23 protein-coding genes are annotated in these 22721 nt (G+C 44.2%); 21 read left to right on the top strand and 2 right to left on the bottom strand.

Annotated features, from left to right (window positions below; all coding sequences use genetic code 11):
* Positions 1-179: 179 nt before the first annotated feature.
* The 4 genes from DW938_RS03905 to DW938_RS03920 all read left to right on the top strand — a co-directional run bounded on the left by DW938_RS03905 (position 180) and on the right by DW938_RS03920 (position 5812).
* Positions 180-2051 carry an ABC transporter ATP-binding protein gene (locus DW938_RS03905; RefSeq protein WP_118123944.1) on the top strand — a complete coding sequence of 624 codons (1872 nt, stop codon included), beginning with the start codon at positions 180-182 and terminating at the stop codon, positions 2049-2051.
* A complete protein-coding gene (locus DW938_RS15085) occupies positions 2048-3955 on the top strand; it encodes an ABC transporter ATP-binding protein (protein WP_118123945.1) in 1908 nt (635 codons plus the stop codon). Before DW938_RS03905 ends, DW938_RS15085 begins: the two co-directional genes overlap by 4 nt.
* Before the next feature lie 629 nt (positions 3956-4584).
* The gene (locus DW938_RS03915; protein ID WP_242989025.1) at positions 4585-5337 is read left to right on the top strand and encodes a 16S rRNA (uracil(1498)-N(3))-methyltransferase; all 753 of its coding nucleotides are present in this window, start codon (positions 4585-4587) and stop codon (positions 5335-5337) included.
* Between the two features lie 160 nt (positions 5338-5497).
* Positions 5498-5812: a hypothetical protein gene (locus tag DW938_RS03920; RefSeq protein ID WP_022288631.1), complete on the top strand. Its 315-nt coding sequence runs from the start codon at positions 5498-5500 to the stop codon at positions 5810-5812.
* A gap of 88 nt (positions 5813-5900) precedes the next feature.
* Here the strand turns inward: DW938_RS03920 and DW938_RS03925 are convergent, their stop codons facing one another.
* Positions 5901-6404, bottom strand: coding sequence for a CarD family transcriptional regulator (locus tag DW938_RS03925; RefSeq protein WP_181979770.1), 504 nt, complete (start codon positions 6402-6404; stop codon positions 5901-5903).
* Between the two features lie 179 nt (positions 6405-6583).
* Positions 6584-6805 (bottom strand): helix-turn-helix transcriptional regulator, encoded by a 222-nt coding sequence (locus DW938_RS03930; protein WP_022288629.1) that lies wholly within the window; start codon positions 6803-6805, stop codon positions 6584-6586.
* Between the two features lie 203 nt (positions 6806-7008).
* On the opposite strand from DW938_RS03930, the gene DW938_RS03935 reads away from it, so the two are divergent.
* From DW938_RS03935 to atpC, 17 genes are all read left to right on the top strand, one after another.
* A complete protein-coding gene (locus DW938_RS03935) occupies positions 7009-7866 on the top strand; it encodes a hypothetical protein (RefSeq protein ID WP_118123947.1) in 858 nt (285 codons plus the stop codon).
* 128 nt (positions 7867-7994) lie between these two features.
* Entirely contained in the window at positions 7995-9797 is a 1803-nt protein-coding gene (lepA, locus tag DW938_RS03940; protein WP_117858531.1) for a translation elongation factor 4, read from the top strand.
* A 181-nt stretch (positions 9798-9978) separates the two neighbouring features.
* Positions 9979-10452 (top strand): hypothetical protein, encoded by a 474-nt coding sequence (locus tag DW938_RS03945; RefSeq protein WP_022288626.1) that lies wholly within the window; start codon positions 9979-9981, stop codon positions 10450-10452.
* On the top strand, positions 10449-11546 hold the full coding sequence (gene hemW / locus DW938_RS03950) for a radical SAM family heme chaperone HemW (protein WP_118123948.1): 1098 nt from the start codon (positions 10449-10451) through the stop codon (positions 11544-11546). The genes DW938_RS03945 and hemW overlap by 4 nt, the downstream gene beginning before the upstream one ends.
* A 149-nt stretch (positions 11547-11695) precedes the next feature.
* Positions 11696-12694, top strand: a complete 999-nt coding sequence (locus DW938_RS03955; RefSeq protein ID WP_118123949.1) for an efflux RND transporter periplasmic adaptor subunit — start codon at positions 11696-11698, stop codon at positions 12692-12694.
* 133 nt (positions 12695-12827) lie between these two features.
* The gene (locus DW938_RS03960) at positions 12828-13679 is read left to right on the top strand and encodes a hypothetical protein (protein WP_117958052.1); all 852 of its coding nucleotides are present in this window, start codon (positions 12828-12830) and stop codon (positions 13677-13679) included.
* Positions 13680-13948: 269 nt separating this feature from the next.
* A complete protein-coding gene (locus DW938_RS03965; protein WP_118123950.1) occupies positions 13949-14923 on the top strand; it encodes a hypothetical protein in 975 nt (324 codons plus the stop codon).
* Positions 14924-15052: 129 nt separating this feature from the next.
* The gene (locus DW938_RS03970; RefSeq protein ID WP_118123951.1) at positions 15053-15325 is read left to right on the top strand and encodes a hypothetical protein; all 273 of its coding nucleotides are present in this window, start codon (positions 15053-15055) and stop codon (positions 15323-15325) included.
* Between the two features lie 336 nt (positions 15326-15661).
* Positions 15662-16045, top strand: a complete 384-nt coding sequence (locus tag DW938_RS03975) for a hypothetical protein (protein ID WP_117877642.1) — start codon at positions 15662-15664, stop codon at positions 16043-16045.
* A complete protein-coding gene (atpB, locus tag DW938_RS03980) occupies positions 16046-16774 on the top strand; it encodes a F0F1 ATP synthase subunit A (protein WP_118123952.1) in 729 nt (242 codons plus the stop codon).
* Positions 16775-16827: 53 nt separating this feature from the next.
* Positions 16828-17082, top strand: coding sequence for an ATP synthase F0 subunit C (gene atpE / locus DW938_RS03985; RefSeq protein ID WP_022288618.1), 255 nt, complete (start codon positions 16828-16830; stop codon positions 17080-17082).
* 55 nt (positions 17083-17137) lie between these two features.
* A complete protein-coding gene (gene atpF / locus DW938_RS03990; RefSeq protein WP_038671185.1) occupies positions 17138-17653 on the top strand; it encodes a F0F1 ATP synthase subunit B in 516 nt (171 codons plus the stop codon).
* Entirely contained in the window at positions 17653-18201 is a 549-nt protein-coding gene (atpH, locus tag DW938_RS03995; protein WP_117877640.1) for an ATP synthase F1 subunit delta, read from the top strand. Before atpF ends, atpH begins: the two co-directional genes overlap by 1 nt.
* A 20-nt stretch (positions 18202-18221) precedes the next feature.
* The gene (gene atpA, locus DW938_RS04000; RefSeq protein WP_118123953.1) at positions 18222-19736 is read left to right on the top strand and encodes a F0F1 ATP synthase subunit alpha; all 1515 of its coding nucleotides are present in this window, start codon (positions 18222-18224) and stop codon (positions 19734-19736) included.
* Between the two features lie 13 nt (positions 19737-19749).
* The gene (gene atpG, locus DW938_RS04005) at positions 19750-20613 is read left to right on the top strand and encodes an ATP synthase F1 subunit gamma (protein WP_117928036.1); all 864 of its coding nucleotides are present in this window, start codon (positions 19750-19752) and stop codon (positions 20611-20613) included.
* Between the two features lie 62 nt (positions 20614-20675).
* Positions 20676-22085 (top strand): F0F1 ATP synthase subunit beta, encoded by a 1410-nt coding sequence (gene atpD, locus DW938_RS04010; RefSeq protein ID WP_117896479.1) that lies wholly within the window; start codon positions 20676-20678, stop codon positions 22083-22085.
* Between the two features lie 115 nt (positions 22086-22200).
* Positions 22201-22602 (top strand): ATP synthase F1 subunit epsilon, encoded by a 402-nt coding sequence (gene atpC, locus DW938_RS04015; protein ID WP_117858550.1) that lies wholly within the window; start codon positions 22201-22203, stop codon positions 22600-22602.
* The last annotated feature ends 119 nt before the right edge of the window (positions 22603-22721 follow it).

A 22721-nucleotide genomic window follows, 5' to 3' on the forward strand; every position in this document is an offset into this window, starting at 1 on the left:
GAGCTAATAAAGATACTCACATCAATAATAAAATCAACAAAATCCAACTACTAACTACTCACTATTCACTATTAACCATAAACTGTAAACTATATTGCCATTCGTGCCGTATTTTGACCGTTCGTGCAGAAATCAACACGGGCGGTCTTTTTGCTGTATGATGAATGTGAGGTGAGAATATGAAACGTGTAAAAATTGCAAAGTATACAAAAGAAAAACGCCAGAAAGCGCGTGACGAGTACAACAAAGAGCAAAGCAAGATAAAGTACAAGACCTTTGAAAATATGCGGTATACCCTTTATGAGCTTTGGAAAAGCCAGCCGATAATGCTGATGTTGATCGTATTGCATATATTTTCAAACGTTGCCGCCACGCTTTTTGATACGTTCACAAGCAAATATGTTGTTGAGCTTGCTCTGGGAACATCATCACGCATAAGGCTTGCTGTCATATGTCTGCTGCTTATAGTCGGCGAATTTATGTCAAAGTACATTGAAAATGAAACGAAAGATTACCGTGGATATGTGGGCTACTTTAAGTTTGTTCACCATATGACGAGAAAAATGCTCCGCAAGCATATGTCAACTGATTATGAAAACAACGAAAGTTGTGATAACAACAACCTAATGCAAAAAGCTCGGACAGGTTCAGACTACATAACCTATCAGACGGTTGATACTATTGAAGGCTTTCTTATGGCGCTGATACAGCTCGCAGCATATGGCGGTATACTTTCAATGCTTGACCCTATAATGATACTTATCGTTGGCGTTCCTGCCATTACGGTCTATTATCTTGAACGTCACAAAATGATGTGGGTATGGAATATGGCAGATAATTGGCAGCAGTATGACCGTGAGCTTAATTATATCGGCGACGCAGGCAGAGATTTTTCTTCGGCAAAAGATGTACGCATTTTCGGAATGGACAAATGGTTTACAAAGATCTTTGACCGCTCATATGCAAACCGCTTGAATTGGTATGAACAGCAGGACGAATGGACATTTCGCCACAATGTGGTGTCAACTATCATCTTGCAGCTTGCAGATCTTGCCGCCTATGCTTATGTTATTTATATGGTAGTTAAAGGCAATATCGGCGCAGGCGACTTTGTGCTGTATTTCAATTCCTTATGGAATTTCGGTCATTCTGTCAGAGTTGCTTTTGACAAGTTCTCAGGTTTCAAATGGCTATCAAACAATACTTCCTATGCAAGACAATATCTCGATATGCCCGATAAAACAAATCGTGGCAAGGGCGAAAAACTTCCGACAGGGGAGTGCGAGCTTGAATTTAGGAACGTCAGCTACAAATATTCAGGCGCTGAAAAGCCGACTATCCAAAATATTTCATTTATTTTGCATAAGGGCGAAAAGCTTGCACTTGTGGGACTTAACGGCGCAGGAAAGACCACGCTTATAAAGCTTATGTGCGGACTTTATGACCCTACAGAGGGCGAGATACTTCTTAACGGAAAGCCTGTGAACAGCTATAATCGTGATGAATATTTCACACTTTTCGGCGCTGTTTTTCAGGATATCGCCCTGCTTGCGGTGACTATCGCTGAAAATATCGCAGGTGCAGATGCAGATAATTTTGACCGTGAAAGAGTTTATGACTGCCTAAAAAAGGCAGGGCTTTACGATAAAGTTATGAGCCTGCCCGAAAAGGAAAACACACGGCTTGTGAAGTCAGTTTTTGAAAATGCCACAGAGCTTTCAGGCGGTCAGACGCAAAAACTTGCTCTTGCAAGGGCATTGTATAAGGACGCACCGATACTTCTTCTTGACGAGCCCACCGCCGCCCTTGACCCTATCGCAGAGCAGGAGATGTATTTGAAATACGCCGATTTCACTAAAGGCAAATCAAGCGTTTTTATATCACACCGCCTTGCCTCAACAAGGTTCTGCGACAGGATAATAATGATAGAAAACGGCACTTTAACAGAAACAGGCACTCACGCTCAGCTTATGGCGCAGGGCGGAAAATACGCCGAGCTTTTTGAACTTCAAAGTTCCTATTATAATGATAAGGGGGGTGCAGATAAATGAGTAAAAATAATAATAACAACGAAGAAAAGCTTTCCGCAAAGGAAAAACGTGAGATAATAAAGCGAACGCTGAAAGCAGTAAGGGTCGCCGACAGCGGTTATCTCATTAGAGTTACTATTGAGTATGTGCTGGGGCTTGCCACGGAATTTGTCTTTATATATCTGTCTGCCCTTGTTATCGACGGGATTACGCAGTCAAAACCTGTTGGAACGCTGCTTTCTTATGCGGCGATAGTTGTTGGCGTGCAGGCTGTGATATTTATGACAAAGATGTTTCTTTTTAGGCGTTCAAGTTCTCAGACTTTTGCCAGAAGTACCAATCTGCATAAAAATCTTTGGCAGAAAGTAATGACAATGGATTTTGTCCGCCTTGAAAATACAGACACACAAAACAGATTTTCAAACGCAGATAATCAGGTCGAGAATAATAACGCAGGCATACCGGCATTGTGCAAATATGTCATATATTCTATCGGCGGACTATTTTTGATAATCACAGGTGTTATACTTATCATACCAATGGTTTTTGTAAAGCCTGTCACCACAGCAGGCTTCAGCGGTTTCATTCAGTCTATATGGGGCTTTCTTGCGGTAGTTATAATAACTGTTTTGCTTGAAATGCTCAAATCTTTGGTCATAAACCCTAAAGCGATACTTGGTTTTGAAAAGGTACAAAATGACAAAAAGGTCATTCAGGCAAACCGTGCAGATGGCTTTTTCAGTAATTACATTCTCCGCAATTATCGAAACGGCAAAGAGATAAGAATATATTCCCAGCAAAATCTTATTGATAAAGAGCTTGATAAAGCACGAGATGAGATAGCAGAGGGTTGGTTCAAAGCTTATAAGTCAGCTATGCTGCCGAATTTTCTTTGTCAGGTGGTCAATATCCTCACAAAGGCACTTATGTACGGCTTTGCGGTCATGAGGGCGGCAAGCGGAATGTTATCTCCAGGCGAGGTGATAGCTTTTGCACTGTACTTTGAAAAGATATCCGCAGGCGTTTCAGATCTTTCAGACTTTTACGGACTGCTGAAAATAACGCCGACTTTCTGCAAGAAATATTTTGACTTTCTTGATATTCCCGACGAAAAGTACAAGGGCACTATCCCTACGGAAAAGCGTGATGATAACGAATATGAATTTGAGTTCAAGCATGTCTGGTTCAAATATCCCGACAGCGAGGAATATACTCTTAAAGACATAAATCTGAAATGGCGAATTGGCGAGAAAATGGCTCTTGTGGGCAAGAACGGCTGCGGAAAATCGACGCTTGTTAAGCTGCTTTGCAGGCTGTACGATCCCACCGAGGGCGAGATAACGCTCAACGGAATTGATATCAGAAAATATAAATACGAAGAGTATATGGAGCTTTTCTCGGTGGTGTTTCAGGACAGCAAGCTGTTTTCGTTCAGCCTTGCGGAGAATGTTGCTGCCGATACGGAATATGACCCCGAGCGTGTGACAGACTGTGTTATCCGTGCTGGTCTTGGCGACCGTCTTAAAACTATGGAGAACGGCATTGAAACCTGTCTTTACAAGGATTTTGATGAGAACGGTGTGGAAATTTCGGGCGGAGAGGCACAGAAGCTATGTCTTGCAAGGGCGATATACAAAGGCTCGCCGTTTATAGTCCTTGACGAACCCACCGCAGCACTCGACCCTATATCTGAATATGACATCTACACAAAATTTAACAGCATTGTTGGAACAAGAACGGCTATCTACATTTCACATCGTCTGTCCTCCTGCCGTTTCTGCGATGATATAACAGTTCTTGACAATGGCCACATAATAGAGCGTGGCAGCCATGAAAAGCTTATCGCCAAAGGCGGAATATATACAGCAATGTGGGCGGCACAGGCGGAGTATTATAAAGATACGGCAGGGGAACTGTTTGCGTAATTTGGTTGAAAAGCCAATGCAAAGTAAAAGGCTCACCGAGCGAAGCGAGCAAAAGGTCCAGGGGTGAAACCCATTGCAGGGTCTAGGGACAGAGTCCCTAGCGGAGTAAATTTCTTGTTCGACTTCGCTCACAAGAAATGGGCAGAGCCTCAATAGGCGCAAGCCTACTAAGCGGCGTAGAAAGCAATAGAAGAATTGCAAATGAAAAATCAATCACAAAGCGGTGTCGGAGTGTAAATTCTGCACCGCTTTTGTAGTTTGTTTTACAAACTTTTCCTGCGATATCCTCGACAGGACAAAAAAACACCCACAGAAAACTGTGGGTGCCAAAAAATAAAAAATTATAGGGGAGAAGCTAGTAGAAATTAATCTACAAGCTGTATATATGAAGGCTTGGGGTAAAAGCCTACATACCAAAGTTATTCATCGCCTTCGGAACTTTCCTCGGTGGGTCTTGTCCCTTGCGACAAATATATAATACCCTGCCCGTATGTACTGCGTATGAAAGTTTTGTGTTAGTTATGTGAACTTTGTTGAACAATTTTTGAAGGTGTGGTATACTATACCAAGAAGCGACGGAGGCGTCGTGAAAGTGCGTAAAATCGTGATTTGAGATTGGAGGACAGTGCTTGACACTGGTTGGGAATATGCCTAGATTTTTTGTTGACAGCGTATCGGGGAATACGATTTCTATCAGGGGTAATGATGCTTATCATATCGGCAGAAGTTTGCGTATGAGAATTGGAGATATCATCACTGTTTGTGCGGACAGGGTGGAATACAGGGCAAAAATTCTGTCCATTTCTGATAAGGAAGTGGTTTGCGATGTGCTTTCTGCTGAGAAAAGCGAAAACGAGCCTACTGTGAATGTGGTGCTTTATCAGGCGTTGCCTAAGTCTGATAAAATGGATCTTATAGTGCAAAAGGCTGTGGAACTTGGAGTGTACAAGATAGTGCCTGTTATTACGGCGAGGTGCGTTTCAAGACCTGCAAAAAGCGGCTACGAAAAGCGTGTGGAGAGATACAATAAGATAGCTTTGGAAGCGGCGAAACAGTCGGGCAGGGGTTATGTGCCTGAGGTGACGAATTTTATTAGCTTTGAGGAGTGCCTTGGTGAACTTAAAGAGTGCGACGAGAGCTTTATGTGTTACGAAAAGGGCGGTGTGAGCCTTAGTAAGACAGGCATTGCCCCTGTCAGTGAGGGCGAGGAAAAGACTATTGGCTTGTTTATCGGCTGTGAGGGCGGTTTCGAGAGCCATGAGGCGGAGAGTTGTAGTCAGGCAGGGGTCACTGTGGTGAGTCTAGGACCTAGGATACTGCGGTGCGAGACAGCTCCACTGGCGGCTCTTAGCGTGATAATGAGCCTTACGGGAAATATGTAGCAGTGGGCAATTTGTCAAAGCTTACTGAGATTTTTTGAGCAGGTTGTATAAAAAATCAGTATTTTTTGTAAACGTCTTGATTTTTTATAACAAATATGCTATACTGTAGATAGTCTGAACGCAGTTCAGAGTGGAATATTCAAAAAAGGAGCGTTTTATTATGGCAAGCGGATTGAAAGTTATAGCTGCACTCGGTGCGATCGCTGCAGGAGCTGCTGCTATTTTTGCATTTAAAAAGCACAAGGAGCTTGAAAACTACGATTACGAAGATCTCGACGAGGATTTCGACGATTGCTGCGGCTGCGACGAGTGTTCTGACGAGGCTGATGAAGCTGACAAGGCAGAGGACGCTGAGAAGTCTGAGGAAAAGGCTGAAGAGCCTGCTGAGGACGAGGCTGCAACTGAGGAGGACGCTGACGTTGAAGTTCAGCTCGATGCTATCGAGGAGCCTGTTGAGGACGTTGACAAGGAATAATCGAGTATCATTTATGAAAATAAAAGGACAAGCCACTGTGGTTTGTCCTTTTTTATTTGCCAATATTATTTGTGCCATTTGTATGTATTTAGGCTTTGCTCAGGCGGGTTTCTATAAAGTCGAAGACCTCGTCTTGGGATATGCCCAGGACGGCTGAAAACTCGTCAAAGAGCAGATTTTCCGCATTCTTGAAAAAACGTTCGTCCAATGAATGGAGATGTCTGCCCTTCGCAATAAGATGTTTCTGTCTGAGATACAATGTTCTTACAAGCTGTGCAAGTCGCTTTCTGTCGCCGCTTTCAAGTATCTGTGAATATAGCTCGGCACGCTCGCTGCTGCTTTCTTTCCAAAGGGAGCTCTCCTCGGGCATTTCTTTTATGATCTCCTCTATCTCATCGCCTGTGAGCAGAGGTTTGAACTTTGTTTTAAGCTCGTCATTATCTACCGGCACATACAAGGTGGAATTGATTTGGTGGACAGGCTTTAGAACTATGTAGCGCTTTTTCTGACCCTTGACGGTCTGTTCGCACTCGCCCTCGACTTTGCACACTCCGGTCGTACCATATGATATGACGTCGCCTTTTTTTAGCATTTTTAACGCTCCTTCCACATTAAATCGTGAATACAACTTTATTTTGTTTCTTATATACATTATAACACTTTTTTTCTAAAAATGTCATAGGCAATTTTAACAAATCCTGCATGGAAGAGGATTGTATAAATGTGTATGAAATGGGTTGCAAAAAAGCGGAAAGAGATGTTCTTTCCGCTTTACATATCTTTATAGTAGGTCTTGTTTTTGGTTAGTCCCAGAAGATAGTCTACATTTGTTTTGTGATATTCAGCTAGGGCTATGAGGATATCCGTGGGAATATCACGCTGTCCTAGTTCGTAGTTGCTGTAAGCTTGCTGTGAGCAATGGAGTATTTTTGCCATATCGTTTTGTTTAAGGTCTGCGTCTTCTCGCATATCTCGTATTCTTTGAAAAACCATGCGGCACTCCATTCCTTTCTGATAGTATATATTTAATATATCATACAACATTATGTTGTGCTTTTCTTACTACATTATGTTGTAAAAACACTATGGCTGTTTGTGGGTATTTAACAAAATATTTATAAATGTCGAAAATTTTGTTGACTTGCATAGGAGAATGTTGTAAAATAAATTTATTAAAGAAATATGGAGGTAACATTATGAAAAAAATATCTGCTCTTTTATTGGCAGTGGTAATGGCTTTTGGCATGGCAGGCTGTTCTGACAGCGGGTCTTCCGACAGTGATAAGGAAAGTTCGGCTGCGGCTGTGCAGACGGAAAGCAGTGCCGCTGACTCTTCGGAAGATACAACAGAAACAACGACGACCACCACAACTGCTCCTGCGGTAACGGAATCGTCACAGGCTGAGGCGGTTGACACAAGCACTGCTGACGAAAACAAGCCTGCAAGCGTTGACAGCAACGATATTGCGGCTAGTGCTATAGAGCCGTCTGAAACAAGCGAGGAAAATCTTGCACCTATCGGTCAGTGGATAAAGACTACCAGATACTGCGCTACAGACAAGATCTACCACACTATCTATACAAGGATAACAAAGGTAGTTAGCAAAAGTGAGGATGCAGATTATGTAAACAAGGCTATCGAGCTCAACAACTCTGTTGGCAGTGATTTTTCTAAGATAGACGAGAGCGAGCTGAAAATACCTGATGACTGCGAGCTTTGCGTTATGGAATATGAGGTATATGTTCCGGAGGATTTCCCTAGCAATGATTGGGGCATAATCTCTCCTGATGTAAACTATTCTGCTTCTAACAAGGGCGGCGGAGGAATACCTTCTGCTGACGGAGCTTCTACTTATATCGGCATGGGCGGAACTACTGAGCTTCTTACACAGAAAAAGAACGAATATTTTGTTGGAAATACATACAAGTATGTAAACCTTTTCCTTATGGTAAAGGGCTACAAGGATTACAAGTTCACATTCAGCTCTTATCCAGAGGGAACAACTTCTGACAGCTCTGATGACGCTGTAACGGCATATATCAGCGCAGAATAATATGTATTTTGGGGCAGGCACGTTGTGTCTGCCTTTTTTATTTGCGGAGAAATTGACAATGTGGGGCAAGCGTGTTATAATAAAGTATTATGGAAAAGTATACTTGTCTGAGAGAGGAAAATCAGTAAATGAACGAAAATAATATACGAAATTTTTGCATTATAGCTCATATAGACCACGGCAAATCTACTCTTGCCGACAGAATTTTGGAGCTTACCGATACTGTGAAGCTGAGAGATATGGAAAATCAGCTTCTCGATAATATGGATATCGAGCGTGAAAGAGGTATCACTATCAAAGCTCGTGCGGTGCGCCTGAATTATCACGCTGACGACGGGCAGGACTATGTTTTCAACCTTATTGACACCCCAGGTCACGTTGACTTCAACTATGAGGTGTCACGTTCTCTTGCCGCCTGCGAGGGTGCATTGCTTATCGTTGACGCTTCTCAGGGCATAGAAGCGCAGACCCTTGCAAACACTTATCTTGCTATCGAACATGACCTCGAGGTAGTGCCTGTTATAAACAAGATAGACCTGCCGTCTGCTGACCCTGAAAGGGCTTGCACAGAGGTAGAGAACGTTATCGGCATTCCTGCTATGGACGCTCCGAGGATATCCGCTAAAATGGGTACGAACGTCAAGGAAGTGCTTGAACGTGTTGTAAAGGATATACCATGCCCAAAGGGCGACGAGAACGCTCCGCTTAAGGCTCTTATTTTCGACAGCTATTATGACCAGTACAAGGGAGTTATAATATACTGTCGTGTGAAAGAGGGGCATATCAAGGCTGGGGATACCATCAGGCTTATGGCTACAGGGGCTGAATTTCAGACGGTGGAGATAGGCTATATGGGAGCAACTGACCTTGTGCCTGTGGGCGAGCTTCATGCAGGCGAGGTAGGATATATCGCTGCTTCTATCAAGGATATTGGCGATACCCGTGTGGGCGATACTGTGACAAATGCGGCTGAGCCTTGCGCTGAGGCACTCCCTGGATATAAGAAAGTAAACCCTATGGTATACTGTGGAATCTATCCTGCGGACGGAGCAAAATATCCTGACCTTCGTGACGCTTTGGAAAAGCTTATGCTCAATGACGCTTCACTGTCCTTCGAGCCTGAAACTTCAATTGCACTGGGCTTTGGTTTTAGATGTGGCTTCCTCGGACTTCTGCACATGGAGATAATCCAGGAGCGTTTGGAGAGAGAATATAATCTCGACCTTATCACAACTGCACCGTCGGTTATTTATAAGGTAAATCTGACTAACGGCGAAACTGTGTTCATTGATAACCCGACAAATTATCCTGATGTGGCAAATATCGCTTCGGCAGAAGAACCGATAGTTAATGCACATATTTATACGCCGTCTGAATATGTTGGAAATATAATGGAGCTTTGTCAGGACAGACGTGGCGTATACAAGGATATGAAATATATAGACGAAACTAGAGTTGACCTGCATTATCAGCTTCCACTCAACGAGATAGTTTATGACTTCTTTGACGCATTGAAATCACGCACAAAGGGCTATGCTTCATTTGACTATGAGATGATGGGCTATGCGAAGTCTAAGCTTGTGAAGCTTGATATACTCCTTAACGGCGAGGTGGTGGACGCACTTTCATTCATTGTACACGAGGATAAGGCTTATTCAAGGGGCAGAAGACTGACGGAGAAGCTTAAAGAGAATATACCAAGACAGCTCTTTGAAATACCTGTGCAGGCGGCTATCGGCGGAAAGATAATTGCCAGAGAAACTATCAAGGCTATGAGAAAAGACGTTCTTGCTAAGTGTTATGGCGGAGATATCACAAGAAAGAAGAAGCTGTTGGAGAAGCAAAAAGAAGGAAAGAAGCGAATGAGACAGCTTGGATCTGTGTCAGTGCCACAGGAAGCGTTTATGTCGGTGCTGAAGCTGGACGAGTAGAGAGTTTCAGTGAGGAGTGAGGAATGGCGGAGCCATGCCGAGCAAATCACCAATACAAAGTAGAGAAAACACCGAGCGGAGTAATTTTGGCGTAGGGGCTGGCGCCCTCGACAGCCCGTTCGGAGAGTGGATAGGTTTTGGTTTATACAAATATATCAACATTTTTTTGAAAGGAGCAGCTATGCCTGATATACAAAAGTCTATGAAATTGTCGCTGGCTTTCGGGCTGAGCGGTGCGGTGATATTGCCTGTGCTTTATGAGGTGTATGCCAATATCTCTGCGGCGGCTGGGCTTGTGCTTATCGCTGTGTGGGCGGTGTGTGCAGGAGCTAAATTCTCGGCACTTAAATTCAAGGAAGCTTTTATGGGCATGGTATGCACACTTGCTTATGCAGGTATTCTTGGCGTTATCTGCTATATCGTTATCCACCCCAAAGTTTCCGATATGCTAAACAGGCGGTCGGTGTATTTTCAGCTCAGTTTGAAACAGCAGGCTTATTTTGTGCTTTATGCGGTGCTTATAAGTCTTTGTATGTTCCTTGTGTGGGGCGGTATATTTGGCGTGAAAAAGGCGATAGAGAGATTTCGGCTCAACCGTGAAAAAACAGGAGAGTATATCGACAAGGCTTTTGATGATGACGAGGATATGCTATGACAGGAATTTATATCCATGTGCCTTTCTGTAAAAGAAAATGCCCTTACTGTGACTTCTATTCCGTTTGCAGGCCTGAGCTTTATGAGGACTACACGCAGGCTGTGTGCCGCAATATAGAGGCTTTCAAGGGCAGGGACATAAAATGCGATACTATCTACTTCGGTGGCGGTACGCCCTCTGTGCTGTCGGCTGAACAGGTTGACAGGATAATAGATACGGCAGGAAAGTGCTTTGATCTTTGCCAGCCTGAAATAACCTTGGAGGCTAATCCCAGCTCTGTGGACAGGGAGAAGATGTCAGGGTGGAGAAAATCAGGGGTAACAAGGCTTTCTTTTGGCGTTCAATCGGCTAATGACAGGGAGCTTGGCTTCTTGGGCAGGCTTCATGACTTTTCTCAGGCAAAGTCGGCTGTGGAAACGGCGGCTCAGGTGGGATTTAGGCACATCTCATGCGATATCATGCTCGGGGTAAAGGGTCAGAACCTTGAAAGCCTTTGGGATAGCATAGAAAGCCTTACGGCACTCCCTGTCGATCATATTTCGGCTTATATGCTGAAAATAGAAAAGGGTACGGCTTTTGATTGTGATGAGATGAGAAACGCTGTAGCTGATGACGATATGCTGTGCGATATGTATTTGCAAACTGTGGGACAGCTTGCAAGCAAGGGCTTCTTACAGTATGAGATATCAAATTTTGCCAAAGAGGGCGGAAGATCACGGCACAATCTTAAATATTGGCACGGGGAAGAATATATAGGCATTGGCCCGTCGGCACATTCTTTCTTTGATAATGAGAGATATTACTGCAAGAGCGATGTTGAGGAGTTTATTTCTGACAAGGTGCAGAGCATGGTGGTGCTTGAGGACGACCCTGACAAGGCAGAGGAGTATGTCATGCTGGGGTTAAGGCTCACGGAGGGCATTGACATAGGTAAAGCCGAGGAGCTTGGCGGTAAAGAGCTTGGGGAGAATATCCGCAAGAAGGCGGCTTTGTTTCAGAAGCAAGGGCTTTGCGTGGTCGAAAAGGGTATTTTAAGGCTTACGCCTGCGGGGTTTCTGGCTTCAAACTCTATTATCGGTGAACTGCTGTGGTAAACCTGTATAAATATAGGCAGACAGTGTTGTGCAGTTATACAATAGATATACGATATGTAGGGGATAAGCTTGAAAAATGACGGAAAATGTGGTATAATTCACTGCGGCGGAGTGTGTCCGCAGTTTTATATTACCGAGAGGGCTTTTTTATGAAAAGTATAAGATTTATTGCTTTGATCTCAGCAGCGGCAATGTGTTTCGGACTTTGCGCCTGCGGAAAGTCGGAGAAAAAAGACGAGATAGCTGTGCCTATTCTTGAAACTAAGGATATAACATATAAGACGGTAAAAGCTGAGATCGGAGATATATCTCAGGAGTATCATCAGGAGGGTGTTTATGATTACCCTTACAGTGAAACTGTCACCTTTAAGGCAAGCGGTCAGATAAAGTCTATAGATGTGGAGTCGCCTTGTGATGTGAAAAAGGGTGACCTGCTTTGCACACTTTATTCAGACGATGTGGACGAACAGATAGAAGAGGAAGAAATAAGGCTCAATCAGGCGAAGCAGACGGTCGCTACATTGCAGGCGAACGATGCTGACTACAGTGAGATACAGCTTTCTCAGTATGATTTACAGATAGAACAGCTCAAATATGACAGTCTTGTGGCGTCCTTGGAGGATTATAAGGTTTACGCTCCATGCGACGGACAGTTTGATCTTGCAGACAGACGTGGTCAGGAGCTGACAGCGTTCATGCCGGTGAATAAGGGCGAGGTGCTTGGGTATACTTCCGATAAATCACAAAAGGCTCTGTGCGTGTCTGTGTTTGATAACGCGCTCACAAACGTCAATTTTGGCACTGCAGTGCAGATAGTACAGGGTGCCAATACGATGGGCGGCACTGTGACGGATATAATCTACAATGAGAGCGGAGATTTCTCGGCATATGTTTATGTTATAACCCCTGACGAGGAGAACGATATGCTGGATCTTGGCGGCATAGAGGTTGTCTTTGACGTGTATTCAAGGCTTGATACTGTGATAGTTCCGCAGAAGGCGGTGAAGAAACTTGACGGACGCAACTATGTGAACCTGCTTGTGGACGGCGTAAAGATAGAGCAGGATGTAGAGCTTGGCATCGAGGACAACGACAACGTTGAGATACTTTCGGGACTCAGCGGCGGTGAAGAGATAATACTAAATTGACAGCGTTCAGCCAATTAAATACCATTTGATATGTCTGATTTGTGTTTTAAGAAAAAATAAAGAAATAAAGCACTTGATTTTTTGCGTAATTTCGTGTAAAATAAAAGAACAGAGTGTCTAGGGAGGACTAAAAATGAAGGATTTTTTATCTAACGTATGGGTGAAGCGAGCGGTGTCAGTTTTCAATGTCGCTTACTTTGCTGTAATAACTCTGCTCACTTATGCAACGTTCCTGTATGATCTGGAGTTTGCGGCAGGCAGAGAAAAGTCGTTTTTCACAGTGTATGTGGTGATTAACGTAGTTTTTATGGGACTTATGCTCTTTTCAAGACGTGAGCTTGTGACGGAGATACTGAGCATACTCATGCTTCCGGTCGTGTTCTGCATGATACTTTTCAACATGGGCGACTGGATATTGATAGTTCCGCCGTTCATTGTTGCTATCATAATGTTCTTTGCAGCAGGCACGAACGAAACTGTAAAGGTTATAATGGGTACGATATACCTGCTTATGTATGTTCTTGGAATAGTTGCTTACTTTGTGCTTAATATCCTTTTCGGCGGAACGTCTGTTGAAACTGTGCTAAATTCAGATCTTGACACATCGTCAAGTGTTTATGCTCTCTACAGAGATAACTTCAAGAAGCTCACTGAAGTAACGTCAGAATCAAATACCATATCGCCTGACGGTCAGTATCAGATAATACTTTACGATGTAAAGGACAGCGACAAGGGTGCTGTTAAGATATGCGTAGTGCCATACAATCAGGATATCGAGCTTAAATTCTTTACTCTTAAGCAGAAAGGTATCAAAAAGACAATTTCCAACAAGGGCATAAGAGGAACAGTTCCTGATGTTGGCTGGGTAGAGGAGGACGGAGTTCTCAAGGTGCAGTACAGACTTTCGGAGGCTGACGATCTGAGAGCCACTTCTGTCACAACAATGCCGGATAAGCAGTATTTCCAGTTCCTTGGTATTCAATAAGATCGCAAGACCGTCTGAGAAGGCGGTCTTTTTTTGTTAAAAATGGCTGTCAATAAGAGTTTATTCATAAAAAGCGTGTGGCTATTTTGGTGAAAACGCTTAGTTTGTATTACAAAACAGTTACATTATATGAAAAATTGTATGGTACGCTTGACAGTTTTGTTAAAAAGGTGTAAAATATTAATAGTGTTTTATAGCGTTTCGATACTTGTGTGAACGGCTATGAAAGCGTTTACATATAATAGTATCAAGGGAGGATAAGAATTAAGATGAGATCAAAGAGAATACTTGGCATGGTATCAGCGATAATGATGCTTGGCGTTTGTGCTGTGCCTGCTTATGCCGACAGTGAGGCTGAAATACCTGAATATAGTGCCGACAAGAGTATCCTTACAACAGATACTTCAGCGCCGTCCTTGTCGTTTGATATGAAGGATTGGGAGAGATATATCAAGGTGACTCCTGACGGAGAGAAGATATCAGTGGGAGCATCCCAGGAAAAGACCTATGCTTATCAGGGTGCAAGCCTTAAGATAACAGCAACGCAGCCTAATGACATAAGCGATTATTGTACTTATGCTTCGCTTATAAGAGATGACGATAAGAATTTGGTTTATCCCGGCTCTGAATCTGAAGATGCGCCTTATATAACGATGGGCGTTGAGATCGACGCCAAGGATTTTGGCATGACTTGTTTTGACGGCTGTATGATCTCTTTCAAGTATAGGATAAATCAGGACGCTCAGGGCAAGCTTATGGGAGATTCTGTGTTTGCTTTTCCTTGTACTGAGGAATACAAAAAGGTGACCAGCAATAGTGTTCAGCTTGAAATAAATACAGATGCAAGCAATAATGTTACTCAGTATGCGACAGCGCTTATACCGGTACCTGACGAGTGCGGAGCAACAAAGTTCATTTTTGAAATACCGGTTATCAAGAAAATGGATAAGACAGATGTGCTTTATATTGATAATCTTGTAATAGATACTCCGCTGCAAAAAAATGGTGAAGATCTTCAGGTAATGAATCTCGATGGCTACAATAAAAGTGCAAAGGCACAGGAGATCGTGCAGGGCTTAAAGGTACAGCCTAAGTCAAACGGACTGAGCAGCACTTCGTCATCTGAGGCTGAATCTTCAAAGGGTATCGGAGTAGTAGGCATTGTAGTTATTGTGGTCGTTGCGGCGGTTATTGTAGGTGCTGTTATTTTCGTTATCAAGAAAAAGAGATCGCAGTTCTATTGATTTTTTGATCTGACAGAGAGATGGGCATTTGGCTCATCTCTTTTTTGTTTTTTATGAATATATCTTCATCTCCGAGAAATAATAGCATTAGCCTGAAATGGCATATCTTATACTGAAAGGAACTTAATTATGAAAAAATTGATAGCTATGCTAACTTGCCTTGGCCTTTGCGGCGTTATGCTCGCAGGCTGTTCAAGAAATGACGATAACTCAGGTTCGACATCTTCCGGCGTTACTGCGACCACAACTTCCAAAAATGAGGTCACAAGCAGACGTGATGACAGCGACACTCTTGTGAGCCGTGTCGGCGATGGTATCAAGGACACAGTAAGCGGTGGTGCGGATATTATTGATGATACTGTAAGCACTGCAGAAAGCGTTGTTGACGATATCCTCAGATAAGCCGCACATATGCTTGCGGACTGCTCAGCCGTGATATTATATCGGCTTGTGGCAGTCCGTTTTTTATTGTAGAATAGTATGATAAAACTCAAACAATATCAAAAATCAAAGATTGACTATTGATAAATTATTAACGCTGAATTATAATTAACTAATTATTTGACTAACTATGAACGAAATGTAAAGCCCATGTAAAATAAATGTTTAAGTTTGCGGTTTGCTCTTTAAAAATGTAGGGCTGTGTGGTATAATGAAATACATCAGGCAGATATTTTCTGCTGTTAAGAAAATGTAAAGATTTATGGTGGATTTCTTTATGAAAATCGGAGAAAATAAGTGAAAAATATAGGCTCTGAGCTTGGCGGCTTGCTGAAAAAAATATGCTTATGGGGCGGTGTTATGGCTGCCGTATGCTGGGCATTTACTTTGCTGTGGGGCTTTGACATCACACAGCTTGCGGGCTTTGCATTGGGCTGGGGCTATATGTGCCTTTGTATGTACTACCTTGGTGTGACCTGCGAAAAGGCTGTGGAGCTTGAGGGCAAAAAGGCTAAGCGGACAATGCTTGGGTGTTACATGACTAGGTATGGAGTGCTTTTTGTGCTTTGTGCGGGGGCTATGCTCACAAAGGCGGTGAGTGCGGTGGGGATACTTCTGCCGCAGTTTTATCCGAGGATGATTCTGTATGTCATACAGATAAGAGAAAGAAGGGATAAATAAATGACGGGTATAGGAAACGGCCCTAAGATAGTGTTTGAGATAGGCAGTCTGAGGTTCACCGAAACGGTGGTGATGGGCTGGCTTATTATAGTTGCGGTGCTTATACTGTGCTTGTGGCTCACACACGATTTGAAAAAAGTGCCTGAGAAAAAGCGTCAGGTAGTTGTTGAGATGTTTGTGAACTTCGTCAACAACATGGTCAAAGAGAACATGGGCGTTAAGATGATGAAGTATGCCCCTTATATTGCTACGCTGCTTATTTATGCGGTGTTTGGCGCTCTTATCAGTATGATAGGTCTGAGGTCTATGACTGCGGACATCAATGTTACGGCAACGTGGGCTCTTATGACATTCGTGCTTATCACATACAACAAGATAAAGGCGAACGGTTTCAAGGGCTATCTTAAAAGCTTTGCTCAGCCTGTGGCTTTCATTTTGCCGCTTAATATCATCAGCGAGGTGGCTACGCCTGCATCTATGGCGTTCCGTCTGTTCGGAAACGTTGCAGGCGGCATGGTAATAACAGGACTGCTTTATGGTGCGCTCGGCTCACTGTCATCAGCGCTTGGACTGACTTTTGAGGCAGGCTCATGGGCGTTTAGTGTATTTCAGGTAGGTATACCTGCGGTGCTTAGCGTGTATTTCGACCTGTTCTCAGGGTGTATACAGGCTTATATCTTCTCCATGCTCACCATGGTAAACGTTGGTGCGGCTGCGGAAACAGAGTAAATTACCGCTTTTGCGGAAAAGTATAAAAATGTAAATAACGGAGGTTTATCATTATGGAAAAGGCTATTCTTCTTGGCTGTTCAGCAATCGGTGCAGGACTTGCAATGATCGCAGGTATCGGACCTGGTATCGGTGAGGGCTACGCAGTAGGAAAGACTATTGAGGCTATCGCAAGACAGCCTGAGGCTAAGGGCGACTGCACAAGAACAATGTTCATAGGCGTTGCTATGGCTGAGTCAACAGGTATCTACGCATTCGTAGTTGCACTTATCCTGCTATTTGCTAACCCATTTATCGGAAAGCTTTAATAAAAAGCTTCAAACAAGATTTGCTCTGCATGGATGCGGAGGGGAGGTTGGATAAATGGTATTGGCAGCAGGCGATGTGACAGAGTTTCTGTCAATAGATCTGACAACGATAATTGCGACTTTGCTCAATACGCTCATACTGTTTTTGGTGCTCAAGCATTTTCTGTTCGATAAGGTGAACAAGGTCATCGAGGACAGGAAAAATGATGTTAAGGAAACTTACAGGCAGGCTGACGAGGCAAAAGAAAATGCCGAGAAGCTTGAAGCTGAGTATACAAGCAGATTAGAGGGTGCAAAGGAAGAGTCTGCACAGATTATACAGACGGCAACAAGAAAGGCTCAACAGCGTTCTGACGAGATAATCAGCGAAGCGAGAACTGAGGCAAAGGGTCTTGTGGACAACGCTTCAAGAGAGATCGAAAGAGAAAAGAAGATCGCTGTCAACCAGATCAAGAACGAGATCACCGATATTGCTTTCTCGGCTGCGGCGGCAGTTGTGGAAAAGGATATGACAGGCGAGGACAACGAACGTCTTATCGAGAAGTTCATTGACAATGTGGGTGAGATGTAATGGCAGACAGTATCGGGAATATTTACGGCAACGCACTTTTCGAGGTGTGCTGCGAGGAAAACTGCCTTGATGAAGTCTATGGTGAGCTTGGGAGCATAAGGGATATACTTTTCTCTCAGGGTCAGGAGGAATATGTGGAGCTTCTTGCGTCACCGCTGGTGACGGAGAACGAAAAAAGGGCGGCACTGGAAAAGGTGTTTATGGGCAGGATACAGCCTGTTACGCTTAATTTTCTTTGCCTTGTGAGCGAAAAGGGCAGGATAAGGTTTCTGCCTGAGATATGCGCAAAGTTCAAGGAGCTTTATGAAAAGCATAATAATATCATAGAGGTCACTGCGGTGACGGCTATGCCTCTGTCTGAAAGGCTCAGGGACAAGCTTGTGGCTAAGCTGGAGGCTGTTTCGGGGGCAAAGATAGTGCTTGTGGAAAAGGTGGACAAAAGCCTTATGGGCGGTATCGTGCTGAGATATTCAGACACAGAAATAGACGGCAGCGTCAGAACTAAGCTTGATGATATCAAGGCTCAGATCGACGGGGTCATTGCATAGGAAAGGAACGGTATTTTAACATGAAATTACGTCCTGATGAAATAACAGGCTTGATAAAACAGCAGATCAAGGACTACCGCAGCAAGCTTGAGCTTGACGATGTGGGGACGGTCTGCACTGTTGGCGACGGAATTTCAAGAGTTCATGGACTTGACAAGTGTATGTCGGGCGAACTTCTTGAATTTTCTAACGGAACATACGGCATGGCAATGAACTTGGAGCAGGATTTTGTAGGCTGTGTACTTCTCGGCTCTGAGGACGGAATAAAAGAGGGCTCTGGAGTAAAGAGAACAGGCAGGATAGTTTCTGTGCCTGTGGGAGATGCGCTTCTTGGACGAGTTGTGAACGCTCTCGGTGCGCCTATTGACGGCAGGGGCGCTGTGCTTACAACAGAAACAAGACCTGTGGAAAGCCCTGCTTTCGGAATAATTACAAGACAATCAGTAAACAGACCATTGCAGACAGGTATCAAAGCTATCGACTCTATGATACCTATAGGAAGAGGTCAGCGAGAGCTTATTATAGGCGACAGACAGACAGGTAAAACTTCTATAGCACTTGACACTATCATAAATCAGAAAGGCAAGGACGTTATCTGTATCTATGTGGCGATAGGTCAGAAGCAGTCTACTGTGGCAAACGTGGTGGATACCCTTTCTAAGCATGGGGCTATGGATTATTCTATAGTTGTATCGGCAACGGCTTCTGAAATGGCGCCTTTGCAGTATATAGCACCATATGCAGGCGTTGCAATGGCAGAATATTTCATGCTTCAGGGCAAGGACGTGCTGTGCGTTTATGACGACCTTTCGAAGCACGCTGTGGCGTACAGAACTATGTCACTTCTGCTTCAAAGACCGACAGGACGTGAGGCTTATCCGGGAGATGTATTCTATCTCCATTCAAGACTTTTGGAGAGAGCCTGCTGTCTTAACAAGGACTACGGCGGAGGCTCTATAACCGCTCTGCCTATTATTGAAACTCAGGCAGGCGATGTTTCGGCTTATATCCCAACAAACGTTATATCTATCACTGACGGACAGATATTCCTTGAATCTGAGCTGTTCTTCTCAGGCGTCAGACCTGCGGTAAACCCTGGTATATCAGTATCCCGTGTAGGCGGTTCGGCACAGATAAAGGCTATGAAAAAGGTTTCAGGCTCGCTGAAACTGCTTTATTCTCAGTATAGAGAATTGCAGTCATTCTCGCAGTTCGGCTCTGACCTTGACAAAGACACTAAGGAAAGACTTGCACAGGGCGAACGTATCGTGGAGGTGCTCAAACAGGGCAAGACCTCGCCACTGGACGTTGAGAAGCAGGTGGTCATAATCTATGCGGTGGTAAACAACTATCTGAAAAATATCGGAGTTGAGGATATCGCTGAATTTGAGAAAGACCTTTTTGTGTATATAGATGAAACTCACCCTGATATTTTCTCATCAATAAGAGAAACAGGAGAGCTTACAAAAGAGAATGAACAGGCAATAAAGGACGTGCTTGCGGAGTATTCACAGAAGTTTCTTCAAAGCAGATAAGGAGCGCTGAGCAATGGCAACAGCTAATATGAAAGACGTCAAAAGACGTATCAAAAGCGTTGAAAGCACCATGCAGATAACAAAAGCCATGCAGCTTGTGGCGGCTTCTAAGCTCAGACGTGCCAAGGATAAGGCGGTGGCAGTTCAGCCGTTCTTTGAAACGCTTTTTAAGACAATGTGCGATATATCCTGCGACAGTGCGTTCAAGTCGGTGTATACAAAGAAGAAGTTTCTTAATTCCACACTGCTTATAGTGGTGGCAGGCGACAGGGGACTTGCAGGAGGATTTAACTCCAACGTGCTGAAAATGGCTAAGGCAAAGGCTGACGATGTGCTGTCATCAGGCGGTCAGCTTCGTGTTATGGCTGTGGGAAAAAAGGCTGTTGAGTTCTTTGAGAAGCGTGATTATGACCTTGTGTGGAAATATCCGCAGATAGCGGAGAGCATTGACGCTGACACTGTTATGGACATTGCGGAGGATATTATCGCAGGCTTCAGACATGGGGATTATGACAAGGTAGAGCTTGTGTATACCACATTCGTGTCGGCTCTGACACAAGAGCCTTGCAGCTTGCAGATACTTCCCGTGGAGGATCTTGACAAGCTTGGGGGAAGAAAGCACCCGTCAACTATCTATGACCCGTCCCCTGAGGAGGTCTTTGACGGCATGATACCGCAGTATATAGGCGGTATGCTTTATTCTGCGATAGTGGATTCTTACGCTTCTGAGCAGGCGGCAAGACGTACTGCAATGGAGTCTGCAACGGACAATGCAGGAGAAATGATAGACAACCTGTCGCTTCTTTACAACAGAGCAAGACAGGCGCAGATAACTCAGGAGCTTACGGAGATAAGCTCGGCAACTATCGGAAGATAGTATTTAAAAGACGTGACGGCTATGATGATAGCTTATATCCCTTTTTGAAAGGTGGTAAATAAATGGAAAGCAAAAACATAGGCAAGGTAGTCCAGATAGTTGGTGCGGTAGTCGATATCCGTTTTGAAAAGGACAGCCTGCCTGATCTGCTCAATGCCATTGAGATAGACAACAAGGGCGAAAAGCTCGTTGTTGAGGTGGCTCAGCATATAGGCGACGATATAGTAAGATGTATCGCCATGGGCTCTACGGACGGTCTTGTGAGAGGTATCGACGCTGTTGATACCGGCAAGGCTATTTCCGTTCCGGTGGGCAAGGAAACTCTTTCGAGAATGTTCAATCTTCTCGGCGAGCCTGTTGACAATCTGCCTGCCCCTGAAACTAAGGAGCGTTGGGAGATACACAGAGAGCCTCCGACATATGAGGAGCAGTCCGGCTCAAATGAGATACTTGAAACAGGTATCAAGGTAATCGACCTTATCGCACCATATCTGAAAGGCGGAAAGATAGGTCTTTTCGGTGGTGCAGGAGTAGGCAAGACGGTGCTTATTCAGGAGCTTATAAATAACGTTGCCAATCAGCACGGCGGTATCTCGGTATTCACAGGCGTTGGAGAGCGTACCCGTGAAGGCAACGACCTTTATTATGAAATGAAAGAGTCGGGTGTTATTGACAAGACCGTGCTTGTGTATGGTCAGATGAACGAGCCGCCTGGAGCTAGAATGAGAGTTGCACTTTCAGGTCTGACAATGGCGGAGTATTTCAGAGATGTTGAGCATCAGGACGTGCTGCTTTTTATCGACAACATATTCAGATTCACTCAGGCAGGCTCTGAGGTTTCGGCACTTCTTGGAAGAATGCCGTCAGCCGTTGGTTATCAGCCTACCCTTGCAACTGAAATGGGTCAGTTACAGGAGCGTATCACTTCAACAACAAAAGGCTCTATCACTTCCGTTCAGGCAGTTTATGTGCCTGCGGACGATTTGACAGACCCTGCGCCTGCAACTACGTTTGCTCACCTTGACGCAACAACTGTGCTTTCAAGAAGCATTTCATCACTTGGTATCTATCCTGCGGTTGACCCGTTGGAGTCAAACTCCAGGATACTTTCGCCTGAGATAGTGGGAAATGAGCATTATCAGGTAGCAAGACAGGTCCAGTCTATCTTGCAGAGGTATGTGGAGCTTCAGGATATCATCGCTATCATGGGTATGGACGAGCTTTCTGACGAGGATAAGCTCACTGTATCAAGAGCAAGAAAGATACAGCGTTTTCTGTCACAGCCGTTCTCTGTTGCGGAGCAGTTCACGGGCATGAAGGGCAAATATGTGCCTATCAAGGAAACTATCAGAGGCTTCAAGGAGATTATCGAGGGCAAGCATGACGATCTGCCTGAATCTGCTTTTCTGTTCGTGGGAACTATCGACGAGGCTGTTGAAAAGGGCAGACAGATCGCAGAAAGTGAACAGTAGTAACAGAACGTTTAAAGAAAAATACTTGACAAGAGTCGGATTATAGTATATAGTGAATGTATGTGGCAATTTTGTGCCGCATACGCTGATTTGTAAAAACTTATGGAGAAAGATTATGACGCCTTTTGATCTTAAGATAATAACCCCTGAAAAAACTTTTTTTGAGGGGAATACTGAGCAGATCATTGTGAGGACCGTATCAGGTGATATTGGTATACTTGCAGGTCATGCGCCATATGTGGCAAATATCGTTTCTTCTCCTTTCCGTATCAAAATAGAAGGTGAGTTCAGAACAGCCGCTATTTCGGGAGGGCTTATAAAGGTGTCTGCTGACGGTGTGACAGTGGTGACATCTGCTATCGAATGGGCTGATGAGATAGACGTTGCAAGAGCCGAAAAGGCAAAGGCGGCGGCAGAGAACAAGCTCAGAGAAAATGCTGGCCAGAAAGAGTTTGAAAGGGCGGAGCAGAAGCTGCGACGTGCCATGAACAGACTTGTGGTGGCAGGAAAGAAATAATTATCAAAGTCAGAGCCTTGCGGGATATCCGTGCAGGCTTTGGCTTTGTTTTATTTATTAAGTAAAATCGGCGTAAAGGTAAGGTAAGTAATGGGGTGCGCAGGGGCGTGCTCGGACGT

Origin of the sequence: Ruminococcus sp. AM43-6 (genome assembly GCF_003461785.1) — a bacterium.
Taxonomy (GTDB): Bacteria; Bacillota; Clostridia; order Oscillospirales; family Ruminococcaceae; genus Hominimerdicola; species Hominimerdicola aceti.

Bases quoted from the DNA above. Each gene is read 5' to 3' on its own strand.
- DW938_RS03960 (WP_117958052.1), top strand. From the start codon at position 12,828: ATGAAGGATTTTTTATCTAACGTATGGGTGAAGCGAGCGGTGTCAGTT.
- DW938_RS03970 (WP_118123951.1), top strand. From the start codon at position 15,053: ATGAAAAAATTGATAGCTATGCTAACTTGCCTTGGCCTTTGCGGCGTT.
- DW938_RS15085 (WP_118123945.1), top strand. From the start codon at position 2,048: ATGAGTAAAAATAATAATAACAACGAAGAAAAGCTTTCCGCAAAGGAA.
- DW938_RS03925 (WP_181979770.1), bottom strand. From the start codon at position 6,404: ATGCTAAAAAAAGGCGACGTCATATCATATGGTACGACCGGAGTGTGC.
- DW938_RS03935 (WP_118123947.1), top strand. From the start codon at position 7,009: ATGAAAAAAATATCTGCTCTTTTATTGGCAGTGGTAATGGCTTTTGGC.
- atpB (WP_118123952.1), top strand. From the start codon at position 16,046: ATGACGGGTATAGGAAACGGCCCTAAGATAGTGTTTGAGATAGGCAGT.
- DW938_RS03920 (WP_022288631.1), top strand. From the start codon at position 5,498: ATGGCAAGCGGATTGAAAGTTATAGCTGCACTCGGTGCGATCGCTGCA.
- lepA (WP_117858531.1), top strand. From the start codon at position 7,995: ATGAACGAAAATAATATACGAAATTTTTGCATTATAGCTCATATAGAC.
- DW938_RS03955 (WP_118123949.1), top strand. From the start codon at position 11,696: ATGAAAAGTATAAGATTTATTGCTTTGATCTCAGCAGCGGCAATGTGT.
- DW938_RS03905 (WP_118123944.1), top strand. From the start codon at position 180: ATGAAACGTGTAAAAATTGCAAAGTATACAAAAGAAAAACGCCAGAAA.
- atpA (WP_118123953.1), top strand. From the start codon at position 18,222: ATGAAATTACGTCCTGATGAAATAACAGGCTTGATAAAACAGCAGATC.
- DW938_RS03945 (WP_022288626.1), top strand. From the start codon at position 9,979: ATGCCTGATATACAAAAGTCTATGAAATTGTCGCTGGCTTTCGGGCTG.
- DW938_RS03930 (WP_022288629.1), bottom strand. From the start codon at position 6,805: ATGGTTTTTCAAAGAATACGAGATATGCGAGAAGACGCAGACCTTAAA.
- atpD (WP_117896479.1), top strand. From the start codon at position 20,676: ATGGAAAGCAAAAACATAGGCAAGGTAGTCCAGATAGTTGGTGCGGTA.
- atpC (WP_117858550.1), top strand. From the start codon at position 22,201: ATGACGCCTTTTGATCTTAAGATAATAACCCCTGAAAAAACTTTTTTT.
- atpG (WP_117928036.1), top strand. From the start codon at position 19,750: ATGGCAACAGCTAATATGAAAGACGTCAAAAGACGTATCAAAAGCGTT.
- DW938_RS03965 (WP_118123950.1), top strand. From the start codon at position 13,949: ATGAGATCAAAGAGAATACTTGGCATGGTATCAGCGATAATGATGCTT.
- atpF (WP_038671185.1), top strand. From the start codon at position 17,138: ATGGTATTGGCAGCAGGCGATGTGACAGAGTTTCTGTCAATAGATCTG.
- hemW (WP_118123948.1), top strand. From the start codon at position 10,449: ATGACAGGAATTTATATCCATGTGCCTTTCTGTAAAAGAAAATGCCCT.
- atpH (WP_117877640.1), top strand. From the start codon at position 17,653: ATGGCAGACAGTATCGGGAATATTTACGGCAACGCACTTTTCGAGGTG.
- atpE (WP_022288618.1), top strand. From the start codon at position 16,828: ATGGAAAAGGCTATTCTTCTTGGCTGTTCAGCAATCGGTGCAGGACTT.